The organism is Acinetobacter sp. LT1 (assembly GCF_059800965.1).
In genome coordinates, this window is sequence record NZ_JBBAXE010000015.1 from 65,957 (window position 1) to 86,286 (window position 20,330).

Sequence of the window (20,330 nt, forward strand, 5' to 3'; positions counted from 1 at the left end):
GGAGCATGAACATGGACGTTATCATTCAAAAAATTCACCAGCTTACCCCGACCATTCGTGCGTTTGAATTGGTTGCAGCAAATGGTACAGAGCTACCGAGTTTTGAAGCAGGTGCGCATATTGATGTGCACCTAAAAAACGGCCTCACCCGTCAATATTCACTTTCAAACTGCTGCACTGAAAAGCATCGTTATGTGATTGGCGTTTTACATGATGCCAATTCACGCGGTGGCTCACGTTGCATCCACACCGAATATCGTGAAGGCGATCATTTAAAAATTGGTGAGCCGCGTAATTTATTTGAAATTCATCCTCAAACCAAACAAGCGGTTTTATTTGCGGGTGGTATCGGTATTACCCCTATTTTGTCGATGGCATATCGGCTTAAGTCGGCCAATATTCCTTTTGAATTACACTACTTTGTTCGTAGTCATGAAATGATTGCCTTCTATGGCAATTTAACCGAGCACTTTGGTGAGCAAGTTCATTTTCACATTCAAGACCAACCAGACACCGAATGTAATATGGCAGAGGCTTTGGGCCAATCTTCACCTGATAAACACTTATATGTATGTGGACCTACAGGGTTTATGCAGTTTGTCATGAGCTCGGCCGAACAAGCAGATTGGCATAGCGAACAGTTACATCAAGAGCATTTTGTTGCTCAAAAGATAGATACGTCCAACGATGAAGCTTTTACCATTGAAGTGAAAGGTACGGGCCGCCGAATTGAAGTATTACCAGAGCAGACAGCAACAGAAGCATTAATTGCAAATGGTTTTGATATTCCTGTTTCGTGTGAACAAGGTATTTGTGGTACGTGCATTACCCGTGTAGTAGAAGGCACTCCAGATCATCGAGATATGTTTATGACCGATGAGGAACATGCATTGAATGACCAGTTTACGCCCTGCTGTTCTCGTGCAAAAACTAAACATCTTGTGATTGAGCTTTAATACCCAAGTTCCTTTATTCAGAAATAAAGGAACTTCTTTCACCTTAAGCGCTGAGAACATTTCTTAGCGTTTCACCCAAAATCACCACACTACTGTGCTCACGCATTAAAGTTTCAGCACGCCCTGCCTGACGATGTACCAATGCATCGAAAATCGAACAATGCTGTAAATGCGCATAGTGCAAACGACGATATTCAGACAAAGCTTGATTCTGGTCATAGGTAATGGCTTGAGCAGACGCCATCGGCAATTGATTGTTTTTCGCTAAGGCTTGGATGAGTGCGACGTTTTGCGCGCCTTCAATAATCGTGTCATGAAAAATGACGTTGAAATGGTGATAACGTTCCAGTTCAGCATCACCAAACTCGTCTGTTTCATTAAATAGTTTTTCAGTTTCTTGAATGCAATGTTGCAGCGTCTTTTTCTGCTCTTCGCTTAAGCCTTGTTCTGCCAAAGTTTTCGCAGCCAACCCTTCCAACACACCGCGTACTTCGAGCGCATCATGAACAAGTTGCTCTGAAATTTCACGAACCGTGTAACCACGAGTTGGGTTTTTAATGAGGAGGCCTTCTTGCTCGAGCAACCGAAAGGCAATACGAACAGGCTGCCTTGAAACACCAAGTAACTCGGCAGTCGGAATTTCGGCAATTCTGGCACCGCCTTCAAGTTCCCCTGAAATAATCATTTTTCTTAGTTTAAGTAAAACTTGTTGTCCTGAAGACATTCGCTGCCACACATCACCAAAAACGTCACTTCGATGCTAGCAAGTTCATTTGTAAAATGAAATAAATTTTCTGTGTGAATCAGTGCTTAAGCATGTGTACTACGTTTAATAAATTAAATCGCAAACTACATTCAATCAAAGATTTTTAAGATTATTGACCATAATATCGAGATTATTACGGATTAAATAAGCCAGGTTAATATCAATGCCTTCAAGCATTTTTTCTTCAACTTTTAAAACCACTTCATTGCATTTGTTTAACTTTTCAATACCGCTTTCAGTCAGCGTAATTAAAATACGGCGGCCATGTGTTGGGTCCGGTTTTTTCTCAATCCAGCCATTCACCAGTAAATCTTGCAAAATTTTGTTGGCTGATTGCGGCTTAATGAAAGAGCGCTCAGCAAGCTTGGCATTGGATAAATTACTTTTTGAAGCTAAAACAGAAAGTGCAGTAAATTGCGGCAAGGTAATTTCAAGCTCTTTTAAATGTTCTGTTAAATGTTTACTAATAATTCGGTCAACACGAGCAATCATATAACTTAACTTAGGCTCATCTTCTACTTTTTTTGGAACTAAATTCGAACGTACCATAACCTTTCAATCATCATAAGAAAATCTGTAGTGAAAGTATGAGGTTCTAACCCCCATACTTTCGTTAAAACTTAGCGAGCACCTGAGCTTTGTACTAAATGTACAGGCTGTTTAGGTTTTTTGACAAGAAGTAATGCAGAGATCGCTGCAATTAAAATCACTGGAATGCTTGAACCAATCACGATGGTCGAGCTTTGTCCAAGTGAGAGTAAAAAGCCAGCCATTAAAGGCCCAGCAAAAGAACCTATACGGCCAATTGCAACTGCTGAACCTACACCAGTTCCCCGCATTTCAGTTGGATAATACATTGCTGCCAGACCATACAAAGCGGATTGTCCACCTACAATAAATAAGCCACAGCCCACTGCCGAAAGTGCAAGTAAAGCAACGGTCGGAGAAATTGCTAAACAACAAAGCGAAAATAAAATGCCGAGATAAATCAGCTTAATCACAAAGCTCATGCGTAATTTATCAAGCAATACGCCCATGAGGATTGAACCTAAAATTCCGCCAACGTTGTAGCCCATCTGTACATAGTTTGCCTGTAGTTTTGATAGGCCTTGCGCACCCATCAGCAACGGTAACCAGTTCAACAAGAAATACAGTACGACTAGCGTACAGAAAAAACTGACCCAAAGCTGAATGGTTGACATACGACGTTCTTTGGCAAATAAAACTTCCAAGAATGGTGTCGTTTTTTGCGCTTGAACTTTACGTTGCAGGTAATCATTTGACTCAGGTAAAAAGCGCATAATCAGTGGAATGAGTAAAATAGGTGCAATCCCACCAATATAGAAAATATGACGCCACTCTGCATCGCCTGCCAACGACATCGCAACCACAGAAGTGAGTAATCCGCCAAAAGGAATGCCGCTATACATAATACTCACTGCGGTGCCTTTGTGCTGGTCAGGTACAGCTTCAGAGGCAAGTGTAATCATCATCGGAAGTGCTCCACCCATTCCTAAACCTGTACAAAAACGAATGAGTAATAGCAAACTGAAGTTAGCAGCATAAGCCGTTAGCAAAGACATAATTCCAAAAAGTAAAATACTAAAAATCAGAATTTTCTTACGCCCGACAATATCAGCAAACCGACCGCCTAATATTGCACCTGGTAACGTCCCTAAAATTGCAGCACTAAACGCCCACGCCATCTGGGCATTGTCTAACATGAACTCAGCCCGCATGCGTGGAGCGGCTACCCCCATTGATTGAAGATCAAACCCTTCAAAAATTGCTATGGCAAAGCACAGTAGCAACGTGATTTTTGCCCTTGAAGGCTGTCCTGATATTTTTTCCATTGTGTTGTCCTTTATTGACTAGTCGTTCCATTTAGCCCTTTGTGTATTGTTGTTTAAACACACCAAAAAATATCAGTTAAACTTACTAAAAAATCAACATATTTTTATATTAAATTAATTTAAAAAATAATTAACATTTAAAATACAATGAATTAAAAAATATTTATGAAATTTTATGAAAAAGACTTGAATGTAAGTTTAACTGATATTAGATTAAATCCCAGAACAGCTAAAAATCATTCAAGGAGTATGAAGATGAGTTATGAAAACCGCTGGGAAACAGTAGATGTCAAAGTTGAAGATGGAATTGCATGGGTAACACTAAACCGCCCAGAAAAGAAAAATGCCATGAGCCCAACACTCAATCGTGAAATGATTGATGTGCTCGAAACTCTTGAGCTTGATCAAGATGCGCGTGTTTTAGTTTTGACGGGTGCTGGTGACTCTTGGACAGCAGGCATGGATTTGAAGGAATATTTCCGTGAAGTCGACACTCAGCCTGAAATTTTCCAAGAACGTATTCGCCGTGACTCTTGTCGCTGGCAGTGGCAACTTCTTCGTATGTATTCAAAACCAACCATTGCTATGGTCAACGGCTGGTGCTTTGGAGGCGGTTTCTCACCTTTAGTGGCTTGTGACCTAGCAATTGCAGCAGATGAAGCAACTTTCGGTTTATCTGAGATTAACTGGGGCATCCCACCGGGCAACCTTGTAAGCAAAGCAATGGCAGATACCGTAGGTCACCGTGCATCTTTGTATTACATCATGACGGGTAAAACCTTTAGTGGTAAAGAAGCTGAAACCATGGGCCTTGTGAATAAAAGCGTACCGCTTGCCCAATTAAAAGCAGAAGTGACTGAACTTGCAAATTGCCTACTTGAGAAAAACCCTGTAGTTCTTCGTACCGCTAAAAATGGCTTTAAGCGTTGCCGTGAACTGACATGGGACCAAAACGAAGACTACTTATATGCCAAACTTGATCAATGTATCCACCGCGATACAGAAAATGGCCGCCAAGAAGGTTTGAAACAATTTTTAGATGAAAAATCAATTAAACCGGGTTTACAGAGTTATAAACGCACTGGTTAACTTTTGATACTTTAATGGCAATGTAAGGACACAACCCATGCAAAATGTACAGTTACTTATTCACGGTCGATCTGTTGATGCATCAAATCAGGCAACTTTTGAGCGTATTAGCCCAATTGATGGATCAGTGGCCAGTAAAGCTGCTGCCGCAACACTGGAAGATGTTGACCGTGCAATCGAATCGGCACAACAAGCTTTTAAAGTATGGTCGAAACTCTCGCCTACCGAACGTCGCTTACGCTTATTAAAAGCAGCCGATTTAATGGACCAAAAAACCGAGCAATTCATTGAAACTGGAATGCAAGAAACAGGTTCAACTGCAACATGGTATGGGTTTAACGTTCATCTTGCTGCCAACATGTTACGTGAAGCCGCAGCCATGACCACACAAATTGACGGAAGTCTGATTCCGTCAGATGTGCCGGGCAATCTTGCAATGGGTGTGCGGGTTCCTTGTGGTGTGATTGTAGGCATTGCACCTTGGAACGCCCCTGTCATTTTGGCAACACGTGCGCTTGCTATGCCTTTGGCTTGTGGCAACACCGTTGTATTAAAAGCATCGGAAGCCTGCCCAGCAACACATCGTTTAATTGGTGAAGTGTTACATGAAGCAGGTCTTGGCGAAGGTGTGGTGAATGTAATTACGCATGCCGCTGAAGATGCACCACAAATCGTGGAGCGTTTAGTGTCTCACCCAGCCGTGAAGCGTATTAATTTTACGGGTTCAACCAAAGTCGGAAAAATTATTGCCGAGACTGCTGCCAAATATTTAAAACCTGTTTTACTCGAACTCGGTGGTAAAGCCCCTGTTGTGGTTTTAAATGAAGCTGACATTAATGAAGCCGTAAATGCAGTTGCTTTTGGAGCATTCTTTAATCAAGGGCAAATATGTATGTCGACCGAACGTGTTTTGGTTCAAGACAAAATTGCCGACCAGTTTATTGAAAAGCTGATTGAGAAAACTCGCTCTATTCAGGCAGGTAATCCAACCTCAAAAGATAATGTACTCGGTGTTTTAGAAAGTCGCCGTGCTGCAAACCGTATTCAGCATTTGCTGGAAGATGCCCAAAACAAAGGTGCTGACTTACCTTTAGGTATTCATATTGAAGATACCACCATGCAACCGACACTGGTGCTCAATATTAAACCTGACATGCTGCTTTACCGCGAAGAATCATTTGGACCTGTATGCACAGTTCAACGTTTTTCAAGCATTGAAGAAGGCGTAGCACTGGCAAATGACAGCGAGTTTGGTCTGTCTTCGGCAGTGTTTAGCCAGAATATTTCGCAGGCATTAGAAGTCGCTAAACAGATTGATTCGGGTATTTGTCATATTAACGGCGCAACCGTACATGACGAAGCTCAAATGCCATTTGGCGGAACAAAATCGAGTGGTTACGGACGTTTTGGTAGTAAAGTCTCTGTTGCCGAATTTACCGAACTACGCTGGATTACCATTCAAACCCAATCACGTCATTACCCGATTTAGTCAGGCTAATGCGAATACCGACATATTAAATAAAAATTGCATGATGCAAAAAAATAAAGCGCAGTGATGCGCTTTCCATGGAGTGAAAGAAATGCAAATGAATGCCACTCAATCACAAGACCGCGAACGGTTCGTAAAATTAGGGCAACATGATATTCATTATCACCATAAAGATGACACGCTCTATATCAGCCCAAAAGAGCAATTAAAACCGTATCCACAAAAACTGACAGATCGTTTAATTCATTTTGCACAAACTAAACCAGACCATATTTTTGCAGCAAAACGCAATGCTCAAGGTGAATGGGTCAAACTGAGTTATGCAGAAGTTTTACAACGTGCATGGCACATTGCTCAAGCTTTGCATGATCGTAATTTAAGCCAAGAAAGACCTCTGGTCATTTTAAGTGGTAATGATCTCGAACATTTAACACTGTCTATGGCTGCCATGTTGGCGGGTGTACCTTTCTCAGCTATTTCCCCTGCCTACTCTCTGATTTCTCAAGACTTTGGCAAACTCAAACATGTGTTTGAAGTGCTTACACCTGGTATGGTCTATGCCAGCGATGGACAAGCTTTTGCCAAAGCGATTCAGGCATGTATTACGCCTGATATTGAAGTGGTGACCAATAAAGGCATTGTGGGCGATCAGATCTGCACATCTTTTCAATCGCTTTTAGATACGCCTGTTTCAAATGTCCAAGAGTTTTATCAAACCCTTGATGAAAACCAAATTGCCAAGTTCTTATTTACGTCAGGTTCAACCAAATTACCTAAAGCTGTACCGACCACACATTTAATGTTGTGTGTTAATCAGCAAATGTTATTGCAGACTTTCCCTGAGTTTGAAGAAACGCCGCCTGTCCTACTCGACTGGCTGTCTTGGCACCACACATTTGGCGGCAGTCACAATGTCGGCATCGCACTCTATAACGGCGGTACCATTTACATTGATGATGGCAAACCCATTGCAGGAAAATTTGATGAAACCATTCGTAATCTCAAAGAAATTTCTCCAACCGTTTATTTAAATGTGCCAAAAGGTTGGGAAGAACTCACCGAAGCTTTAGAAAAAGATGAAGAATTAAGAGACCGCTTTTTTGCCAAAGTTAAAATTTTATTCTTTGCAGGTGCTGCGCTCTCAGAAGCGGGCTGGAACAGACTCGATAAAATTGCTCAGCAACATTGCGGAGAAAAAATCCGCATCATGAGCGGATTGGGCATGACCGAAACTGCTCCCTCTTGTGCTTTTACCACTGGTCCACGCGTGATGGCTGGTTTTATTGGTTACCCTGCTCCGGGATGCGAAATTAAGCTAGTTCCATGTGGTGACAAACTTGAGTTTTGCGTTCGTGGCAAACACGTCATGAAAGGCTATTGGCGTCTAAAGGCAGACCAGCAAAGCACTGTTTTTGACGATGAAGGCTTTTTCCATACGGGTGATGCTGTGCGTTTAGTCGACATCAATGATCCAACTAAAGGTCTGATGTACGACGGACGAATTGCCGAAGACTTTAAACTCAACACAGGTACTTTTGTGAATGTCGGCACATTACGCAACAAAGTGCTCATTCAAGGTAATTTACTGATTCAAGATGTTTGTATTACTGGTTCAAACCTGAATGCTGTTGGTTTTCTGATTTTTCCAAAATTAGAAGCTTGTGCTCAATATGCAGGTCTTAAGCTTGGTGATCATTCTGCAACAGAGATATTACAGCATCCTAAAGTCCAGCAATGGTTCCGCCAATTTTTAACGACCTTTAATAAAGATGCGACTGGCAGTTCAAATACAGTCTCAATGCTTTATTTAATGACCGAACCACCTCAGTTAGATGCCGGTGAAGTAACCGATAAAGGCAATCTCAATCAAAGCAGTATTACGAAACGTCGTGCCGCTTTAATTGATGAGCTTTATCAAAAACAGGCCGAAAACCCACTGATTATTCGGGTACCCACCTTAAAGCAATAAGCAATTGAAATAAAAAAGGAAGCTCAAACTTCGGTTTGGGCCTTAGCCTCACTTTTGCCTAAAAAAAGGTTCAACATGCCACACGATACAGAATTTGAACTATTCCGGGACAGCTATCGCAGGTTCTTAAAAGAACAGGTTGCCCCGTATTACGAACAGTGGGAACACGATGGCCTTATCCCACGTGATCTATGGCTTCGTCTTGGGGAAAATGGCTTTTTGTGTGTTGATGTGCCCGAGGAATATGGCGGCTATGGTGCTCCTGTTCATTACTCACTCATGCTGGTTCAAGAAACTGCTCAAGCTGGTTTTGCATCTTTGGCGGTTGCCATTGGTGGGCAAAATGAGTTGGTCTCTCCTTACCTGCAAAATATTGGAACTGAAGCGCAAAAACGTTATTGGTTACCGAAAATGGTGACAGGTGAAGTCGTCACTGCAATTGCCATGACCGAAGCGAATGCTGGTTCAGACTTACAGGCCATACGCACTCAAGCCATTTTAGAAAATGATCATTATCGTGTGAATGGTTCAAAAACGTTTATCTCAAATGGTTTGCATGCCGATCTGGTCATTCTGGTAGCAAAAACCGATCCGCAAGCCAAAGCAAAAGGCATTTCGATTTTTTTAGTCGACGCTGCGTTAGACGGCGTTAAAAAAGGTCGTTCATTACAAAAAATCGGGCTACATGCTCAAGATACAGCCGAACTATTTTTTGATGATGTCTGTGTGCCTGCAACTCAGCGTTTAGGTGAAGAAGGACAAGGCTTTGCTTATTTAATGCAAGAGTTACCGCGTGAACGTTTGAGTATTTCCATGATGGCGTTGGGGTCAATTTTAGGCGCCATTGAAATTACTAAAGACTATGTGCTGGAGCGTAAAGCTTTCGGACAACCTTTAAGCCAAATGCAAAACACACGCTTTGTGCTGGCAAACGCTCAAATCAAAGCAAAAGCCGCTCAAGCTTTTGTAGATCAATGTGCAGCGCTGTATCAACAACACCAGTTAAGCGTCACTCAAGTTGCCGCATTGAAATGCTTTATTACCGATGTTCAATGTGAAGTGATTGATCAATTACTTCAGCTTTTTGGTGGCTACGGTTACATGCAGGAATATCCGATTTCACGTTTTTTTGTGGATGCACGAGTACAAAAAATTTATGGGGGAACCAATGAAATTATGAAAGAAATCGTGGCCCGAGAACTGCTCGGAAAATAATTCGATTTAAAAACCGAATAAGGCACACAACAACTATGCCTTGTTGAAAACAAAAAATGATATTTCAGGAAGAAATGCTATGTCGAAATTATGGATGTACTCTACCCTTATGCTCTCTGGTTCAGTGTGGGCTGGCAGTTTTATTGATAATAGTTCAGTAGAACTCACCACACGAAATTTCTATTTTGACCGCGACTACCAAAAGCAATCCGCGTACCCTGCTGCCAAGGACTGGACACAAGGGTTTATTCTTAAAGCCAATTCAGGTTATACCGAAGGGACTGTCGGTTTCGGGCTGGATGTGCTTGCAACGGCAGGTTTTAAACTCGATGCCGATGCCAAACACGGAGGTACAGGAAACTTACCTAGAGACACGCGTACCAATGAACCTGCTGACTCTTATGGCGAGATTGGGATCACAGCAAAAGCGAAAATGAGCCAGACCGAGCTACGCATCGGTACGCTCATGCCAATGAATCCTGTTTTAGTAGCTTCACCCGCGCGTCTACTTCCTCAAACTTATCGAGGAATTTCACTAACCAGCAAAGATATTAAAGATTTTGATTTACAGGCAGCCTATCTCGACAAAGTGAATCATCGGGATTCGACCAACTATGAAAAAATTAAAATTTCTGGGGTGAATGGACGATTTAAAAGTGCCGAAACTGATGGGCTTTATTATTTAGGTGGAAACTATCAGTTTAATCCTGCACTCAAACTCACCGCTTTCTACATGGATGTTGATGATCTTTATAACCAAACCATGGTCGGTGCTTTACACCAACACAAAATTAATGACACCACTAATTTTAGCTCTCAATTACGTTACTACCGCAGCCGCGATGATGGACAAGCAAAAGCAGGCTTAGTAGATAATGACCTCTATCATGCGCATTTCGAACTCAAACATCAAAACCATAAATTTATTTTTGGAACCTTCCAACATCATGGTGACACCGCCTTTCCATATTTGACTGGCGGTGAAACTGGACTTCTTATTGATACATGGCCGGGCGAGTTTTTAAACCCAAAAGAAAAAGCCTATAGCTTCCGTTATGAATATGACTTTAAAGATTATGTACCGGGTTTACGTTTTATGACTCGTTACACCACAGGTCACAATATTTATGCATCCAACTTAGGTGGAACCAATCTAAAAGAACGCGAAACAGACTTTGATTTAGGCTACACCGTTCAAAGTGGCTGGTTAAAAAATCTAGGGTTACGCGCACGCTACGCCATTTATGACAACAACATGCTCTCTACAGCCAATATCAAACCTGTAAACGAAACCCGTCTCAACATCGACTACACATGGAAATTTAAATAATTCAAAACGAGAGGTTCTGTCGCACATAGAACCTCTTTTTATTTCGGGAAATTCATCATGAAGAAAGTTGTAACACTACTCTGTGGAATGATTCTGATTGCCCTGTCTCATGCCGAAACTCAATATAGCCCACCATCCATTCAGCTTGAGCCTTTAGCAAAATTCAGTGTTGATTTAAATGCGCCTGTTTGGGAATTAGGCACAACCAGTGACGCAGGTAAACGCCGAATTATTCCCATTACAGGTGGGATATTTGAAGGGAAATCACTTAAGGGCCGCATTTTAAATAATGGTGCAGATTGGCAAATTGTCGACAGTAAAGGGCTGGCCATTATTGATACGCGATATTTGTTAGAAACCGATGACGGTGCTCTCATTTATCTTCAAACCAAAGGTTACCGACATGGCTCGGCAGAAACACTAAAACAGCTTGCTCAAGGCAAAGATGTCGACCCGAAAAATTACTATTTCAAAATTACCATGCAGTTTGAAACCAGCTCACCTAAATACTCATGGCTTAACCAGACCGTTGCGGTAGGTAGTGCAATGCGTTTGGGCAAAGCGGTTATTTATGATGCCTATACGCTGAAATAATAATTTTTATAACACCTACAAAAAGGATGGACCCTTCATTATGGATCAAAAAACTTTAGAACACTTACCGCCTATCCATCATCATTTGGGTGGACACAATATTCATTGGAATGACAAAAACACTGAACTCACCATCCACTACACAGCGCTAGAAAGCTTTACCAATCCACGCGGCACTGTTGAAGGCGGCATGATCTGCGCGATGCTTGATGATGTAATGGGCCTTTTTGCATATCTCGCCAATGACCATAAACCAGCCACCACCATTAACTTAACGATGGATTTTTTAAGGCCCTGTGCTGTGGGTGAAGTCATTACAAAATGCCGATTCATTAAACAAGGTAAAACTGTACTGAATCTCGAAAGTGAAGCTTGGCAAAACAACAAAATGCTCGCACGAAGCACAGCTAATTTTTTGGTTTTAGATTAATTACAACCATTCATTCAATAAGGATATGAATAAATGAATTACACCAACAATAAACGAATTTTGACCCACTCCGCTTTAGTACTTGCCATGCTTGGTGCTTTGACAGGCTGTGGAAGTGATAATGATGACACAACGGTTCCCTCAACAACCAAACCACCGCAGCTGTCTCCTGCTGTGGGCGTAAAAATGACAGGAAGCTGTACGAACTTACTTGGATTTCAATACAACAATACGGTCATTAGCTCAGCTACCCTTCAAGAAGCAGGCACATTGACTGTAGCCAACAAACCGATTGGCGCTCATTGTTTAGTCAAAGGTTATATGGATCAACGGGTAAGCCCAGTCGATGGACAAACCTATCAAATTGGTTTTGAAATGCGCTTACCAATAGACTGGAATGGTCGTTTTCTCTATCAAGGCAATGGTGGAACCGATGGTAATTTAGTTCCTGCAACGGGTCAGGTTGGTAGCGGTGGACCACTCACCAATGCTCTACATGATGGTTTTGCTGTTATTTCTTCCGATGCCGGACATAATGCCTCACAAAATCCAATGTTCGGTTTAGACCCTCAAGCCAGAATTAACTATGGATATGGTGCAATTACCAAACTCACGCCTATGGCAAAAAACCTAATTAAAGCCGCCTATGGTAAATTACCAGACCGCTCCTATGCAGGCGGTACATCGAACGGCGGGCGTCATGCCATGATTGCCGCAACCCGTTTGGGCGACCAATATGATGGAATTTTAGCAAGCACACCAGGTTTTCACCTACCTCGTGCAGCCGCAGCTCAACTCTACACGGCACAGCAGCTTCGTCGTGTCGCAACAGATGAAAATGATCTAAGTACTGCTCTAACTCTTTCAGAGCGTAAAGTTTTAGCAAAAGCGATTTTAGATCGATGCGATGCTTTAGACGGTGTTGCAGATGGCTTGGTCCAAGATGTTGAGGCTTGCCGTACGGCTTTTGATATTCACAAAGATGTACCTGTTTGCTCAAGCACAAGAGATGGTACTTGTTTAAGTACCGAACAAATTGATGTATTAGCCAACATTTACCGTGGTCCTATAAATTCGGCTGGACAAGCGCTCTATGCAACCCAGCCTTTCGACCCCGGTTTAGTCGGCAGTAACTGGGCAAGCTGGAAATTCGAATCTTCGGTGGGAACAACACGTGACCCCGTTGCAGTCGGCATTCTTTTTCAGGTTCCACCAGACCCAACTGTGACTCAAAATTCTAGACAATTTGCCTTTAATTTTAACTTCGATACCGACTATCCAAAACTCTCAGCAACCAATGATGTGTACACAGAAAGTTCGATGTCATTCATGATGCCACCTGATGAACTCAATCTAGATAAACTCCGTAATCACGGTGGAAAAATGATTGTGGTACAAGGCACAGCAGACGGCGTTTTCTCTGTAGATGACACTCAAAATTGGTACGATCAACTGCTGCAACACTATAAAAATGATGCAAAAGGTACAGCACCTGACTTCGCACGTTTCTTTAGAGTTCCGGGTATGAACCATACCCGTGATGGTATTGCGACCGACCAATTTGATGCGCTGACTGCTTTAGTCAACTGGGTGGAATATGGACAAGCACCTGACAAAATCATTGCGACCGCACGCGGCGCAGGTAACCCAAGTGGTCAAGTAAATACTGAGCTTCCACAAGACTGGGCACCAGACCGCACCCGTCCACTTTGCCCTTACCCACTGATCGCCCGTTACAATGGTCAAGGTGATAGTGAGAAAGCTGAAAACTTTAGCTGTAAATAACACCCTATAAAATAAAAAAGAGAGCTAAACAGGCTCTCTTTTTTATTTTTTTCTTAATCTTAGCTCAAGCTTTACTGCTTAAACTTTTTAATACTTTTAGACAAATGAGCTCGCATCATTTGTCTAGCCAACAAACCATCCTGATCGACAATTGCGTTATAAATATTGACATGATCATGGTGAACCGCTTTTAAATATTCTTCGCGATTTTCAGGACTTTGCTCAATAGATTTAACACGTGCACGTGGAATAATTTTTTCACCCAGATACTTCAAAAAATCAACGAAATATTGGTTTTCAGAAGCTTCAGCAATGGCAATATGGAAATCATAATCAGCTTTTACTGTGCCATCATTTGCATCTGATGAAATATGACGTTCAAAGTCTTCAAGCGCAGCTTTCATTTTATCGATGTGGATTTGCTTACGGCGCTCAGAGGCTAAAAAAACAGCTTCTGACTCAAGGCTAATTCGGAGCTCAAGTAAAGAAACAATATCGTTAATGGTTTCTAAACTGGCATTAGACAGCAAAAAATTCTGTTCAACCGTCTGCTCTTTTACAAAAGTACCAATCCCGTGACGAGTCTCGACAAACCCTAAAGAACGCAACTCAGTGATGGCTTCACGAATAACAGAACGGCTTACTTCAAAAGTTTCAATTAATTCAAGTTCGGTCGGAATTTTCTCTCCGACTTGGAAGTCTCCAGACTGAATTTTTTCGATCAGTTGTTCCACAATAATCTGGCTTAGTTTTTTTGTTGATCTAGGTTTAATTGCGCTAGACATAATCTGAAGAACTCATGAAATGTTGAAAAAATTAGAAAATTCATTTTACTATAAACTTAGACGATAGTCATATTCGGTTTTTATACCTCTAAGTTATTAAAATCAAAATATTTTATCTCTGTTATCAAACCCTCACACATATTTAAAAAGTAAGCAACTTATGCTTCTGTTGATATTTAATAATGCGTTGAATAAGTTAAAAAATATGCAGCTCAATAGCGTTGATTGAGCTGCACAACTTTTAAATTTGAGCCTGAGTTAATTGCCCATTGACCAGACGAGTAATCTGTAGTGGATTACTATCTTTTAATGCATCGGGTAATAAAACTTGTGGTGTATTTTGGAAACATACCGGACGCAAGAAACGCTCAATCGCTCCCGTACCCACCGAAGTTCCGCGTGCATCACTCGTTGCAGGGAAAGGACCACCATGCACCATTGCATCAGACACTTCAACTCCTGTCGGGAAACCGTTAAACAATACACGGCCAGCTTTACCGGTTAGCAAATGAAGAAGTTCGCCTGCTTTGGACAACTCATTTTCATCACCAATAATCGTTGCCGTAAGCTGTCCACCTAAAGCCCCGATCCCTTTTAACAAAGTCGCTTCATCCTCTACGCCAATCACAATCGACATTGGCCCGAAAACTTCATGTTGTAGTTTTGGGTTGCCTGACAATAAAACAGATTGATCCGCTTTAAACAGATGTGCTTTTGCTTGAGAAACTAGCTCGGCCTCTTGTCCTGTCGCAATAACTTCAAAACCAGCTTCGCTGTTTAGAGCATCAATACCTTGACGGTAGCTTTTTAAAGTTCCTTCATTCAACATGACCTGAGGCACAGCTTTTTGCGTGCTTTCAGCTAAAGCTGCTACGAAACTGTCAAATTCAGGACCTTGTACGCCTAAAATTAACCCTGGTTTTGTACAGAACTGGCCACATCCCATATTAAATGAGGCAACCGTATCTTGTGCGATTTGTTCACCACGAGAATTCAGCGCTTGAGATAAAACCACTACAGGGTTCACACTCGACATTTCAGCAAAGAATGGAATTGGCTGAGGACGGCTCTGCGCAAGGTTATAAAGTGCCATTCCGCCTTCAAGAGAACCCGTAAAACCAGCTGCCTGAATCAGTGGATGTTCTACCAAGTTTGCGCCAATACGGCCACCAAAAATCATATTGAATGTGCCTTTAGGCATATCGCAAACTTCGATTGCTTGTTCAATGGCTTCTGCAACAAGCTCAGCAGTTGCCATATGACCAGAGTGTGCTTTAAAGACAACCGGACACCCTGCTGCTAAAGCAGCTACGGTATCACCGCCAGCTGTTGAAAATGCAAGTGGGAAATTACTCGCGCCAAACACAGCAACCGGTCCTACCCCAACTTTATATTGACGCAAATCGACACGCGGCAAGGGCTTACGTTCTGGTAATGCCACATCAATACGAGCACCATAAAAATCGCCACGGCGTAAAAGTTCAGCAAACAGTCGAAGCTGACCAGTAACACGGCCTGTTTCTCCTTGAAGACGAGCAAGTGGTAAGCCTGTTTCAAGTGAAGCGACTTCTTGCAGGTTCGCACCTAATGCTTCAATTTGGCGAGCAATTTCTTCAAGAAAAGAGGCTCGTTGCTCTTGAGAAGTTTGGCTATAAACTAAAAAAGCGTTATGTGCAGCTTGAGCAGCTTGATCCACTTCTTCAAGGGTCGCCTGACTAAATACATAACCTGTTGGCTGATAGTCTTTTGCAGCTATACTTTCTAGGGCTGGCGCATTTGCAGCAACACGTTGACCATTAATAAACTGCCGACCGTTATTTTTACTCATTTTAAAGCTCCAATACCTAAACAGTTAGAATTATTGCGGACCAAGTGTCGCAATGAGCGCAGCCAAATCTTCATAGTCTGCTTGAGTTAAATCACTTAATGGCGGACGCACTGGACCTGCATCATGCCCAACAATTTTGGCACCTGCTTTAATCATGCTTACTGCATAACCTGATTTACGGTCGCGAATTTTAATCAGTGGCAAGAAGAAATCTTTAATCAAACGATTGGTTGTTTCAAAGTCATCACTGCGAAGCGCGTTATAAAACTCCATTGCAGTCTTTGGAATAAAGTTAAATACAGCTGATGAATAAACTGGGCAACCTAAGGCTTTATATGGCGCTGCAAAAACTTCTGCTGTTGGTAAACCACCTAAATACGACAAACGGTCACCCATAGTCTGAGTCACTGCCGTCATCATATCGATTTGACCAGAGCTGTCTTTAAAGCCGATTAAGTTCGGGCACATCTCGGCTAACTTTTGGATTGAATCGAGATTTAATCTTGAAACGCTACGGTTATAAAAAATTACACCAAAGTCTACTGAGTTACATACTTGCTTAACGTGTTCGATCAAACCTTCTTGGCTTGCTTCAGTTAGGTAATGCGGCATTAACAAAATACCGTGTGCACCTAAGCGCTCTGCTTCTTTTGCCTGTTCAATCGCCTGACGTGTCGGACCACCTGCCCCAGCAATAATCGGTACACTACCTTTACAAGTATCGACAGCTGTTTTAATCACGTCAGAGTATTCACTTCCAGTTAACGAGAAAAACTCGCCTGTACCACCCGCAGCAAATAATGCACTTGCACCATAAGGCGCTAACCATTCAAGACGTTTTGCATAAGAAGATTTGTTAAAGTCCCCATTTTGGTCAAAGTCAGTAACCGGAAAAGAAAGAAGGCCATCAGAAACAATGTTTTTTAACTCAAGAGCATCCATTAGAAAATATCCATACATGTTTATGTTGTCAGACATCTTACATCATAAATTTTATTTTAATCAATATATTTTTCCTCTGAAAAATTAAATTTTTTAAAAAGATCAAAGTTCATTATCTAAAATAATTTAACCTATTGTTTTATAAAACATCTTTAAAAACTCTCAATATTAGGACTAATCGTTAGACATAAAAAAAGCTGCCCATATGGACAGCAAAGCATTAAGAAAACTCAAAAAGCGAATTTTTCAAAGATATCGGTAAAACATTAACGAACCAAACACGGCTTTTTATTATTAAATGACCAATTTGGTATTAAAAATTGCATCGCATCGGCATCATTACGAGCCCCTAAACCTTTTAATTTATACAGTTCATGGGCTTGATTAATTCTATCCCAGTCCAGCTCAACCCCAAGTCCCGGTGCTGTTGGCACCTGAATTTTACCGTCTTTAATTTCAAGCGGTGCTTTAGTGAGCTGATCTGTACCTTCTTGCCAAATCCAGTGCGTATCAATTGCCGTTACCTTACCTACCGCAGCGGCAGCAACATGGGTAAACATGGCAAGTGAAATATCAAAGTGATTATTAGAATGCGAACCCCACGTTAAGTTATACATATTGCAGAGCTGTGAAACTCGAACCGAACCTTCCAATGTCCAAAAATGTGGATCAGCCAAAGGAATATCAACAGCTTGCAATTGGATACTATGCGACATTTCACGCCAGTCCGTAGCAATCATATTGGTCGCAGTGGGTAAACCTGTTGCACGTTTAAACTCGGCCATAATTTCACGGCTTGAATAACCTTGTTCTGCACCACACGGGTCTTCCGCATAGGCCAGCACACCTTTTAAATGTTTACCCAAAGCAATTGCTTCATCTAAAAACCATGCTCCGTTTGGATCAAGCGTTACACGCGCTTCTGGAAAACGGCGCGCGATAGCTGTAACAGCTTCGGCTTCTTGCTCGCCCTGTAATACACCACCTTTTAATTTAAAGTCTTTAAAACCATAACGGTCATAAGATGCTTCTGCTAAACGCTGTACTGCCTCGGGTGTTAACGCTTTTTCATGACGGACTTTATACCAGTCATGGTTATGCTGAGGTGTAGTCGCATAGTCTAATGAAGTCTGTTTTCGGTCACCGATAAAGAATAAATATCCTAAAACTTCAACTTCACTACGTTGCTGGCCTTCACCTAGTAAGCTTGCGACATTCACATTTAAATGCTTGCCAAGCAAATCAAGTAATGCTGACTCATAAGCCGTTACAACATGAATTGTGATGCGTAAATCAAAGGTTTGATTGCCTCGGCCACCACTATCACGATCAGCAAAAGTTTGCTGAATTTTTTTAAGTAGATTTTTATATTCGCCAATCGGTTGCCCTTCTACCAAGGCTTTAGCATCATTTAACGTCGCTAAAATTTTTTCTCCACCCGGAATTTCACCTACACCAATATTTCCAGAATTATCTTCGATAATAAGTATATTACGAGTGAAATAAGGTCCATGAGCACCACTCAAATTGAGCAGCATGCTGTCATGTCCAGCAACAGGAATTGCTCGAATTGATTTAACGATAGGTGTAGAGGTCGCCATTAAAATACTCCTTGGCATTCTGATACTATTTTTTCATTACCAAAACTTATAAGACATCAGACAACTTGTCAATATAAACCCGCATAAAAATTATTTTTTGACCCTACTTGCCAAAATAATATTTTTAATCATATGATGTCATACATCTAAAGACGCGGTTTTAGAACTAGGACTATAGAGTAGATACAAAATTCCGTTTTATCATCTATTCTATCGATGAATTTGACATGACGTCACCTATTTCACGGATATGCAAATAGGTCGATTATTAAAAAGAGTTTGTATATGGATAATCTGCAAACAAATATTGCTGTAGTGACTCAGCAAAGAGCCAAACATACAAAAACTCGCTACTACATTCTTGCGATGATTTTTTTGGTCACGGCTTTTAATTACGGTGATCGTGCAACTCTCTCAATGGCAGCAACGCCAATGTCTCATGAACTGGGAATTGACTCAGTCACTATGGGATATATTTTCTCGGCCTTTGCATGGGCCTATGTGATTGGTCAAATTCCAGGCGGCTGGCTACTCGATAAGTTTGGTGCTCGCCGTGTATATTTCTGGAGCCTGTTTTTATGGTCTTTGTTCACTGTTTTAATCGGTTTTACCGACATTTTAGGTGATACTGCGACCATCATTACTTCACTCTTTATACTCAGATTTTTAGTCGGTCTGTCTGAGTCACCTGCTTTTCCGGGTAACAGTAAAATTGCTGCTGCATGGTTTCCAACCAAAGAACGTGGAACTGCCGCTGCCATTTTTAACTCATCCTCTTATTTCTCGACCGTACTTTTCGCTCCCCTCATGGGCTGGCTTGTTGCAACCGTCCACTGGCAGTCTATTTTCTGGGTCATGGGTGGTTTAGGAATCATTCTTTCCTTTATCTGGCTCAAGGTCATTTATAGCCCGACCAATCATCCAACAGTCAATCCTGAAGAAGTAAAATACATTGCTTCAGAAGGTGCTTTACTCGATATGGGCGAAAACAGCCAAAACGCTAAAAAAGAGAAAATTACTTGGAGTAAAGTTAAACAACTTCTTGCTTCACGTATGATGCTCGGTATTTTTATTGGCCAATATTGTGTAAATACACTGACCTATTTTTTCTTGACTTGGTTCCCTGTTTACCTTGTCAAAGAAAGACATCTCAGCATTTTAGAAGCGGGTTTTGCGGCGGTTGCACCAGCACTCTGTGGCTTTGTAGGCGGAATTTTAGGTGGCTTAATTTCAGATAAATTAATTCGAATGAATTACAGCTTAAGCTTTTCGAGAAAGCTCCCTATCGTAGTCGGCTTCTTGGTTTCAACTTCAATTATTTTATGTAATTACGTAGATTCTCAAGCAGCAATTGTATTCTTTATGTCCTTATCATTCTTCGGTAAAGGAATCGGCTCTTTAGGCTGGGCAGTGATGTCTGACGTTGCCCCAAAAGAAATGGTTGGTTTATCAGGTGGAATGATGAATGCATTTGGTAATACGGCAGGAATCGTGACCCCAATTGTGATCGGCTATATCTTGGCAAGTACAGGCTCTTTCAACCTTGCATTAACTTATGTCGGTATACATGCCATCGCAGCTGTCATTTGCTATACCGTTATTGTCGGTAAAATTCAGCGCTTCGAATTAAAACCTACTTCTTAAACCTTTACACCATAACGCTTAAACACATTAAGCGTTATGGCCTCTCTTCAAATG

The 20,330-nt window shown here is 41.6% G+C and carries 17 protein-coding genes; 10 read left to right on the top strand and 7 right to left on the bottom strand.

The features are described from left to right. Positions 1-11: 11 nt before the first annotated feature. Positions 12-956, top strand: a complete 945-nt coding sequence (locus WBW42_RS14545; protein WP_032056769.1) for a PDR/VanB family oxidoreductase — start codon at positions 12-14, stop codon at positions 954-956. 43 nt (positions 957-999) lie between these two features. Here the strand turns inward: WBW42_RS14545 and WBW42_RS14550 are convergent, their stop codons facing one another. The 3 genes from WBW42_RS14550 to mhpT form a co-directional block, all read right to left on the bottom strand. Continuing rightward, entirely contained in the window at positions 1,000-1,692 is a 693-nt protein-coding gene (locus WBW42_RS14550; RefSeq protein ID WP_005802836.1) for a GntR family transcriptional regulator, read from the bottom strand. A 123-nt stretch (positions 1,693-1,815) separates the two neighbouring features. Further along, the gene (locus WBW42_RS14555; RefSeq protein ID WP_032025797.1) at positions 1,816-2,271 is read right to left on the bottom strand and encodes a MarR family winged helix-turn-helix transcriptional regulator; all 456 of its coding nucleotides are present in this window, start codon (positions 2,269-2,271) and stop codon (positions 1,816-1,818) included. 71 nt (positions 2,272-2,342) lie between these two features. Beyond that, positions 2,343-3,575, bottom strand: coding sequence for a 3-(3-hydroxy-phenyl)propionate transporter MhpT (gene mhpT, locus WBW42_RS14560; RefSeq protein WP_017400394.1), 1,233 nt, complete (start codon positions 3,573-3,575; stop codon positions 2,343-2,345). Positions 3,576-3,824: 249 nt separating this feature from the next. Between mhpT and WBW42_RS14565 the strand changes: the two genes are divergently transcribed. The 8 genes from WBW42_RS14565 to WBW42_RS14600 all read left to right on the top strand — a co-directional run bounded on the left by WBW42_RS14565 (position 3,825) and on the right by WBW42_RS14600 (position 13,476). Further along, positions 3,825-4,664 (top strand): p-hydroxycinnamoyl CoA hydratase/lyase, encoded by an 840-nt coding sequence (locus WBW42_RS14565; protein ID WP_169538806.1) that lies wholly within the window; start codon positions 3,825-3,827, stop codon positions 4,662-4,664. Positions 4,665-4,701: 37 nt separating this feature from the next. Then, positions 4,702-6,153: an aldehyde dehydrogenase gene (locus WBW42_RS14570; protein ID WP_032056770.1), complete on the top strand. Its 1,452-nt coding sequence runs from the start codon at positions 4,702-4,704 to the stop codon at positions 6,151-6,153. Positions 6,154-6,235: 82 nt separating this feature from the next. Further along, a complete protein-coding gene (locus WBW42_RS14575) occupies positions 6,236-8,122 on the top strand; it encodes a feruloyl-CoA synthase (RefSeq protein ID WP_171072108.1) in 1,887 nt (628 codons plus the stop codon). A 75-nt stretch (positions 8,123-8,197) separates the two neighbouring features. Beyond that, on the top strand, positions 8,198-9,337 hold the full coding sequence (locus WBW42_RS14580) for an acyl-CoA dehydrogenase family protein (protein ID WP_032056772.1): 1,140 nt from the start codon (positions 8,198-8,200) through the stop codon (positions 9,335-9,337). 79 nt (positions 9,338-9,416) lie between these two features. Next, positions 9,417-10,667, top strand: coding sequence for an OprD family porin (locus WBW42_RS14585; protein WP_032056773.1), 1,251 nt, complete (start codon positions 9,417-9,419; stop codon positions 10,665-10,667). A gap of 57 nt (positions 10,668-10,724) precedes the next feature. Further along, the gene (locus WBW42_RS14590; protein ID WP_032056774.1) at positions 10,725-11,261 is read left to right on the top strand and encodes a DUF3237 domain-containing protein; all 537 of its coding nucleotides are present in this window, start codon (positions 10,725-10,727) and stop codon (positions 11,259-11,261) included. A gap of 40 nt (positions 11,262-11,301) precedes the next feature. Then, positions 11,302-11,691 (top strand): PaaI family thioesterase, encoded by a 390-nt coding sequence (locus WBW42_RS14595; RefSeq protein WP_032056775.1) that lies wholly within the window; start codon positions 11,302-11,304, stop codon positions 11,689-11,691. Positions 11,692-11,724: 33 nt separating this feature from the next. After that, the gene (locus tag WBW42_RS14600) at positions 11,725-13,476 is read left to right on the top strand and encodes a tannase/feruloyl esterase family alpha/beta hydrolase (RefSeq protein ID WP_032056776.1); all 1,752 of its coding nucleotides are present in this window, start codon (positions 11,725-11,727) and stop codon (positions 13,474-13,476) included. 71 nt (positions 13,477-13,547) lie between these two features. Here the strand turns inward: WBW42_RS14600 and WBW42_RS14605 are convergent, their stop codons facing one another. The 4 genes from WBW42_RS14605 to gudD all read right to left on the bottom strand — a co-directional run bounded on the left by WBW42_RS14605 (position 13,548) and on the right by gudD (position 18,632). Next, positions 13,548-14,261, bottom strand: a complete 714-nt coding sequence (locus tag WBW42_RS14605) for a FadR/GntR family transcriptional regulator (RefSeq protein ID WP_000092887.1) — start codon at positions 14,259-14,261, stop codon at positions 13,548-13,550. Positions 14,262-14,502: 241 nt separating this feature from the next. Continuing rightward, entirely contained in the window at positions 14,503-16,089 is a 1,587-nt protein-coding gene (locus tag WBW42_RS14610; RefSeq protein ID WP_032056777.1) for an aldehyde dehydrogenase (NADP(+)), read from the bottom strand. A 30-nt stretch (positions 16,090-16,119) separates the two neighbouring features. Further along, positions 16,120-17,031: a 5-dehydro-4-deoxyglucarate dehydratase gene (kdgD, locus tag WBW42_RS14615; RefSeq protein WP_009387806.1), complete on the bottom strand. Its 912-nt coding sequence runs from the start codon at positions 17,029-17,031 to the stop codon at positions 16,120-16,122. A 266-nt stretch (positions 17,032-17,297) separates the two neighbouring features. Then, complete coding sequence (gudD, locus tag WBW42_RS14620; RefSeq protein ID WP_045126603.1) at positions 17,298-18,632, bottom strand: glucarate dehydratase; 1,335 nt, start codon at positions 18,630-18,632, stop codon at positions 17,298-17,300. 285 nt (positions 18,633-18,917) lie between these two features. On the opposite strand from gudD, the gene WBW42_RS14625 reads away from it, so the two are divergent. After that, a complete protein-coding gene (locus WBW42_RS14625; protein ID WP_000369460.1) occupies positions 18,918-20,276 on the top strand; it encodes an MFS transporter in 1,359 nt (452 codons plus the stop codon). Positions 20,277-20,330: the final 54 nt, after the last annotated feature.